Raw genomic sequence first — 7293 nt, forward strand, 5'->3', positions numbered from 1 at the left:
TGACCTACCATTCGGAGTGCTAGCCTCCGTTACTCCCACGTAATCAACTTAATATTCTCGTTGTTTGGAAGTGGGGGTTTTACGGACGGTTGCTCCGGGATAAATCTACAAAATCAAAATCATTATCTACTGGGACAATTTTATACTTTGTCGTTTCTCCTAACTCATCCCTAAACGTAACAAAGTTTCCTTCATAATAAATGATACTTCCCTTTTCATCTAACTTGTTTGACATAAGTGTAGGCAGTTCTGACCTATCTACACTAGTAACTACTATTTCTTTTTTCCAATCAAAAATAACATAGAATGCCTCATTTACGTAATAGATCATTTGTGAAAAAGAAGTACCCTGTATCTCGGAATCTAAATTATCAGTATTCCCTTCCACCAGCGAATGTACTTGTATCCCATCTTTTTTCAAACTTTGGTTTACAGTCATAAAATTTCCAGGTTGTTTACTATACTCGGACAAATGAAGCAGATTCGTATAGGGAAACCTTTGATAATAATGCTCCAAAACGTGGCTATACTTATAATCAATGTATATAGAGATGAGGAGAAAGAGCACAACAACACTAACGGAAAGGCCTATCCTATGTATTATTTTCACATTCAAAAGATACTTCCCATAGAAAAAAACTACAAGAAATAACACGAGCATAAAAATAGAAATGATTGGAAAAGGAATGAATTGTGCTTTTCCGCTATATTTCGGATAAGTAAAAAAACCATAATATACGAGCACAAATAAGACCATAACAAAAAGAAGTAGCAAACCCTGTATCGCTATCTTCCGCACATAATCACCTCTTTCTTTAAAAGAGGGAAACTCTCCCCCATTATCTAATCATCATTTATTATAAATACTCAAGTACTTTATCCGTTGCTTCGGTTCTTTTTGGGCCTTCTCCATGTAAATTTTTTTAGAAATTATCTTTCAAAATAGTATCGCATACGATTCTACCTCTACGTGCCGCCATCCCTAAGATCAACATATGTTCCACCGAATTGACTTTGGTTATTTACGATATTGTCTTCCTCCTTTTGACGTAAACGTGAACATAACAAAAGATTCATGTTCAGCACACTTCCAACAAAAATTAGACAATACAAAGCAGTTAATGTTAGATATAGCTCATTCCTATCTTTCACGTATGCTTCAATATGCCATTTCAGTATATCAGATATTTCCAGATAGTAGAATTCTTTAGACAAATCAAGGTTATCTAACATCGCGCCATAAATTAGGTTGGAAAACAAAATGTCCCATCTGTTTCTTTACTTGGAATTCTTACTGTCTAGTAGATCCAATTAGACAGACGACAATACTTTTTTAAAAATTCCTCATAATATGTTTTCACTATTCTCCCTATCAATTGCTGAAGTTTCCATTTTAAAAAAATATTCCGTTGGGTTAATATTGGATTTTTGTTGAATATAATGGTAATTTCACGTATTATAAAATGCAAGTACTTTTCTTATAATTAAATAAATTATTACTTCTAAAGAGCTAGTATTACTGTTCTCCCTTTCTATTTAGGAAGGTTTAGTTAAAAATTTATTATTTTTCGTTATAAGAAAACAGCACGTTATTTAAGTATGATTACAAAATTATTTTAGAGGGGGAAATGATGTGACACAACCATACATTTTAAATGAAACATTTGAGAGTGAAAGTTTAAACCATTTGTTGGAGTGGCGATGTGAGCCCAACATGTGGTATATAGACAAAACATCTTCTAAACTTGTTTTGGAAACTGATAGAAACACTGATTACTGGCAAAAAACTCATTATGGTTTTCAGGTGGACAATGGACATTTTTTGTATACAAAAACGAAAAAAAATTTCCGGATGGAAACGAAAGTTGAAGTATCACCAAAATCAAAATATGACCAAGCTGGTTTGATGATTCGCTTTTCAGAAGATGTCTGGGTGAAGACTTCATTGGAGTATATACCATCTAAATTAAGTAAATTGGGAGCAGTTGTTACAAATAGAGGCTATTCCGATTGGTCAACGCAATATGTAGAAGCTAACGATTTGCAAATATACTATCGAATCTCAAAAATAGAACAAAATTGCTATGTTGATTTTTCGTGGGACGGAGCTAATTGGAATCAAATTAGAATTGCACACTTAGACATTCCACAAGATGCCAATATGTTAGTAGGTGTTTATGCATGCAGTCCACAAGGCGAAAAACAAGAAGTTCATTTCGATTTTCTTAAAATAGAAGAGCTTACTAATGATCCAGAAGAAGCTTATTTATAAAGTGAAACTTCAATCAGTGGGGGTTTTAGGTACTTCCCCCACTTAAGCAACTAAACGTTCTCGTTGTTTTGAAGTAGGAGTCTTACGGAGGGTTGCTCCGGGATAAACAGTGAAATACCTTTAATTTGCTTGTACTTTTGAAGTTTAAATCTATGAAGCACTAATTCGTTGTGGTTTCCTTACGAACATTTCCATACCACTCTTCTTCAAAACTAACTTTAAACAAGAACATTCCTGTAGTTAATTAAAAATGAGCCAATCAAATATACTGTGATTGGCTCATTTTTTATTATTGATTTGCTTTTTTCACCCATTCAGCTATAGTAACTGTTCGCTTCGCTTGATGTTTAACTGCTGCATGTACGTCTTCAAGCATTTTTCCATCTTGACCTACGGTTACACTAACTCCGTATGGATTTCCTCCAGAAGTAAATTGAACGGGATCAGTGTAACCAGGTGATGCAATTAAGGCACCCCAGTGATGCATGGTCGTGTATAGGCCTAAGATCGTTGATTCTTGCCCACCGTGTGGATTTTGTGCAGAACTCATGGCACTTACTACTTTGTTAATAAGCTTTCCGTTAAACCATAAACCACCAGTTGTATCTAAAAATTGTTTCATTTGTGCAGGCATATTTCCATAACGTGTTGGTACACTGAAAATAATTGCATCTGCCCATTCAAGATCATCTAATGTTACTTCAGGTACATCTTTTGTTGCTTCCACATGTGCTTTCCAACCTTCATTTTCATCAATGACATGTTGTGGAGCAAGCTCAGGCACTTTCAATACTTTTACTTCAGCACCAACTTCTTTCGCACCTTCTTCTGCCCATTTTGATAATTGATAGTTTGTTCCACCCATGCTGTAATAGATAACTGCTAATTTAACGTTTGACATTTCATTCGACTCCTTTTTTATTTTAAATATTTTTTTTAATATGCTCATATTAATCTCTCCTTTATTGATTAATTTATTCCAATAAGAACCACCTCCACTAAAGATAGCCATCTTCCGTGTTCAAATGTTCTTTATCTTGTGTTGCAAAGCACACTGTTCACCTATCCTTTCCTTTTCTCTATTTCAAGTTATGCGGATTGTCTTTTTCACCATTTTTCCTTTACAACTGTTTTTAAATGTATGTGACAAATTCACTAACTGGTCTTCGATAACCACGTGGTTTTCTACTCTCCACCTTTTCTTTACCGATTGTAATCATCATGACTACTTCATAATGATCACCTAAATGCAAAACTTCTTTAACAGCTTTAGGATCAAAACCAATCATTGGGCAAGTATCCCAGCCTTTTTCTTTCGCAGCTAGCATAAATAACATGGCTGATAAGGATGCATTTCTTATCGCTTCATCTCTTATGAATTCCTGACCTCTGGACTGATAAAACGAAACAGTATCGTTAACCATATAATCAAATTCTTGCTTATTTACGATCCCTAACAGCTTCAAACTTTCGTAGATCTCTGAAGCATGTTCAAAAGCTTTTTTATCTCCCAATACGATAGTAACAGCAGATGCATTCAATACTTTATGTTGTCCGTATGCAGCTTTTTGTAAGCTTTCTTTAACTTGTGGATCTAGGACTGTTACATAGTTTGTATGTTGAAGATTAAATGCTGAAGGCCCTAATTTCACTAAATTATAAATTTCATTTAAATCTGTTTCTGTAATTGGAACGTCAGGTAAAAAATTACTAGCTGAACGCCTTTCTTTTATCAACTGATTAAACGCAGACATCTTTACTCCCCCTTTCCATTCCCACCAACAAGGACATTGTGATAAAGTGAAACTTCAATCAGTGGGCATTTTCTCTCTTTTCGTAATAATTAGTAGCTGGAACTGGATAGATAAGCCTTAGATAGCTCCCCACAGAGTCAAACAGTTCTGTTGGGACGAGCTCATTTCGGCCACTTATTTTTGTTAAATCACGAATTCAGATATTACGAATTCGAGATATATGACTAAAAAAATAGTTCTATACTATGGATATGAATGTTCAACTCTTTTAATGACTCAAAATCCTTCATTATTTTTTCATTTTATTCACTACATGTTTTATCCATTGCATTATGGTGCTTTGGAACATATCATTCATTTTATGTACTCTTCTTTCAATGATCCTAATCTGATACGATGCTCCCTAAGTCCGGTGTTTCTATATTTTATTTGCTTGTTGTCTTGAATTTCTTAAAACACTGTTTGTCAAAAATTATTATCTCGAATTCAAGGTAATTACATAGTACACTATTTTCATGTGCTAAGTCAAGCGAAAAAAAATAAATTATTGATTTTATCAAATGAGCTTTCAATGATCCGCCTCGCAAAAGTTAGAACGAAAACCTCTAATTTTCGAGATTCTTAATATGGTGAAATATAGTTATGATGGATTATTTAATGAAAACGTATCCTTCTAATCTAGTTGGTAATCCTTGTTAGAATAAAAAGATACGTTACCCTGTAGGATAGCGCCTTATATAGTAACGTTTGAAGTAGTTAACCTACCAGAACTATCAAGTTATTACTCAACCCCTTAGATTGCTAGATTACGAGTTAAATCTAATCCCATTACGAAAATGATTGTTTTTCGCTCTAACTTATATAAAAAATCGAAAAGACGCCAGTGATTGTCAATCCCACTTTCACAAAGTCATGAAAGGGAAATTTCTCTTCACCAACGTCAAATAGTAGACAATCAAGAATTATAGTACTTTTTTGATATCTTATAGTTTAAATTCACGGATAATATCGTTTAAGCCTTCTGACAGCTTTGCCAATTCGTCGGAGCTACTTACAACTTCCTCCATTGAAACACTAGTTTGTTGTGATGAAGCAGAAACCTGTTCCACTCCAGCTGCAGACTCCTGAGAAATTGCAGCAATCTCCTGGATTTTGCTATTCATTTCTTTACTGCTCTCTAGTATGGTCAACAAGTTGGTAGATACGGTGTCTATACTACCCACCATGTCTGTTACCGACTCACTTATTTCATTAAATTTGTCATTTGTTTTTGTCATCTCTTCTGTTCCCTGCTCAACTTGTTTATATCCAGACTGTAATGTATCGGTGACAACACTTGATTCCGACTGTATTGTTGTAACAATCTCTGTAATGTCTGAAGCAGACATAGTTACTTGTTCAGCAAGCTTTCTAACTTCATCTGCTACAACTGCAAACCCTTTTCCATGTTCTCCCGCCCGAGCTGCTTCAATAGCTGCATTCAAAGCAAGTAAATTTGTCTGCTCTGCAATATCATTGATGACTTTGGTCAATTTATTAATTTCCTGTGTCTGTGAGTCTAACCCTTGAACCTTAAGTACAGATTCATTCACAATTTGATCAATTTTTTGCATTTGATTCATGGATGTTGACATGAAGCTTTTACCTTCTTTTGTTATATCTAAAACCTTTTTTGAGGATATGGAAATATGTTCGCCGTTTTTATTTGCCTCATTTACATTACGAGCGAACGCGTCCATAACTGCTGATAAATCACTAGCATGAGAAGCTTGTGATTCTGATCCAGAAGCTAATTCTTGCATGGTTGTTGCAATTTGAGTTGTACTTGATTGAACTTCATTAGCAGTTTGAGCAAGTTCTTCACTTTGTCCTGATAAATTTTCAGAGCTTTTTGCTACTCTTGTGATAATGTCCTTCAATTTCTGCTGCATCATATTTAATGAAACACTTAGTTGCCCAACTTCATCCTTCGATTTTATATCTAACTGTTTTCCATTTAATACTCCAGATGATATTTCATTGCTTAATGTTTGACTTGCTTTGATTGGTTCAGAGATTTGTCTACCTATGAACAAGGCAATAAGAATGCTAACAATAAATAGAATAATAGGTATTAGAATTGAATATAGTCGAGACTGCGAAAGCTGGTAGTCCTCCCGCTCTTCTGCTAATAAAGCGTCTCGCTGAGCAATATCGACAATATCATTAATGGTAGATTCAATGGATCTTTCAGTTTCTTCTATAATGGTACTATCAATTTCTATAGCACGATCAATATTACCTGTTTCTACTGCAGGTACAAGATCATTAAAGAAAGCTTCATCAATTTGATGTATACTCTCTTGTAGGTTTTGATAGAGAGCTATTTGGTTATCTGATTCCATATACAATTCTAGTTCATCTAAAAGTGTACTTTGTTCATTAACAGCACTCTCATAATCATTTATATGTTCATTATCGGTTGAGACAATATAATCAAGTAAGCTTATATTTTTCTCTAGCATTACTGCCCTTAATTCCATAGATATAAGTTGTTCTTTCGAAGCAACCCTTCCCTCTTCATTAGCTTCTCTAATATTGCTTTGAAACAATCCGATTATTAACATTCCAATTGAAAACAATCCAATTATTGATAAAAAACCCATCAATAGTTTTGTCTGAATCTTTTTCATGTTATCATCCCCTTGTAGTATGATTATCGAACCTAAAATATGAATCGATTATCTAAAAAGAGATGGATAACCGTTCCATGTGACTGCCTAAGACTGTATATGATGATAAACGAAGCATACCTTCACACAATGTAATAAATTGTCCATTTTTGTCGAATAATATTAATTATATGATCATATTGACTCCTTGTAAAGATTAAATAACGCTGTACAGCATCGTTCTGTCATAGTAAGTGTTAGAATTGATAGATAACATATCAAAATGCGGATTCAATCATTATTGTTTGATGATCGAATCCAATACCGATCAAGAGATTGAATACATAAAACTGAGATATACGCGCAGAAGTGATCCGCAAGTAACTATTGATTTAGAGCTACCAGTAACTAACAATACATTGATCGGTTATCCTTCAGATTCACCCATTCTCTCTAATCCAGCCACACTTGATTGCAAAATATCAGCCAAAACGTACAACAAAGATAATCAGATGATAGTAGAGACAGAGATATAGTAGTGTCAATGATTTTTTGATCACTTTCTTTTTTGATGCATATACTAGCTGTCCTCTTAAAAAATGATCATTTATACGTA

General features: G+C 34.2%; 6 protein-coding genes. 1 reads left to right on the forward strand and 5 read right to left on the reverse strand.

Annotated elements, in window-relative coordinates; genetic code table 11:
• Window positions 1-79 precede the first annotated feature (79 nt).
• Window positions 80-799: a hypothetical protein gene (locus OWO01_RS11015; protein ID WP_268780515.1), complete on the reverse strand. Its 720-nt coding sequence runs from the start codon at window positions 797-799 to the stop codon at window positions 80-82.
• A 167-nt stretch (window positions 800-966) separates the two neighbouring features.
• Entirely contained in the window at window positions 967-1260 is a 294-nt protein-coding gene (locus OWO01_RS11020) for a hypothetical protein (RefSeq protein WP_268780516.1), read from the reverse strand.
• A 373-nt stretch (window positions 1261-1633) separates the two neighbouring features.
• Between OWO01_RS11020 and OWO01_RS11025 the strand changes: the two genes are divergently transcribed.
• Window positions 1634-2272: a DUF1349 domain-containing protein gene (locus tag OWO01_RS11025; RefSeq protein WP_268780517.1), complete on the forward strand. Its 639-nt coding sequence runs from the start codon at window positions 1634-1636 to the stop codon at window positions 2270-2272.
• 289 nt (window positions 2273-2561) lie between these two features.
• On the opposite strand, the gene wrbA is transcribed toward OWO01_RS11025, so the two are convergent.
• The 3 genes from wrbA to OWO01_RS11040 all read right to left on the reverse strand — a co-directional run bounded on the left by wrbA (window position 2562) and on the right by OWO01_RS11040 (window position 6698).
• On the reverse strand, window positions 2562-3173 hold the full coding sequence (wrbA, locus tag OWO01_RS11030; RefSeq protein WP_268780518.1) for an NAD(P)H:quinone oxidoreductase type IV: 612 nt from the start codon (window positions 3171-3173) through the stop codon (window positions 2562-2564).
• Window positions 3174-3405: 232 nt separating this feature from the next.
• Window positions 3406-4026: a nitroreductase family protein gene (locus OWO01_RS11035; protein WP_268780519.1), complete on the reverse strand. Its 621-nt coding sequence runs from the start codon at window positions 4024-4026 to the stop codon at window positions 3406-3408.
• A gap of 983 nt (window positions 4027-5009) precedes the next feature.
• Complete coding sequence (locus OWO01_RS11040; RefSeq protein WP_268780520.1) at window positions 5010-6698, reverse strand: methyl-accepting chemotaxis protein; 1689 nt, start codon at window positions 6696-6698, stop codon at window positions 5010-5012.
• Between the last annotated feature and the right edge of the window lie 595 nt (window positions 6699-7293).

It is taken from the genome of Natronobacillus azotifigens (genome assembly GCF_026805325.1).
Classification (GTDB): domain Bacteria; phylum Bacillota; class Bacilli; order Bacillales; family Amphibacillaceae; genus Natronobacillus; species Natronobacillus azotifigens.

What these genes read in the sequence shown, in the direction of transcription:
- wrbA (WP_268780518.1), bottom strand. Translation starts at nt 3,173, where the DNA reads ATGTCAAACGTTAAATTAGCAGTTATCTATTACAGCATGGGTGGAACA.
- OWO01_RS11035 (WP_268780519.1), bottom strand. Translation starts at nt 4,026, where the DNA reads ATGTCTGCGTTTAATCAGTTGATAAAAGAAAGGCGTTCAGCTAGTAAT.
- OWO01_RS11040 (WP_268780520.1), bottom strand. Translation starts at nt 6,698, where the DNA reads ATGAAAAAGATTCAGACAAAACTATTGATGGGTTTTTTATCAATAATT.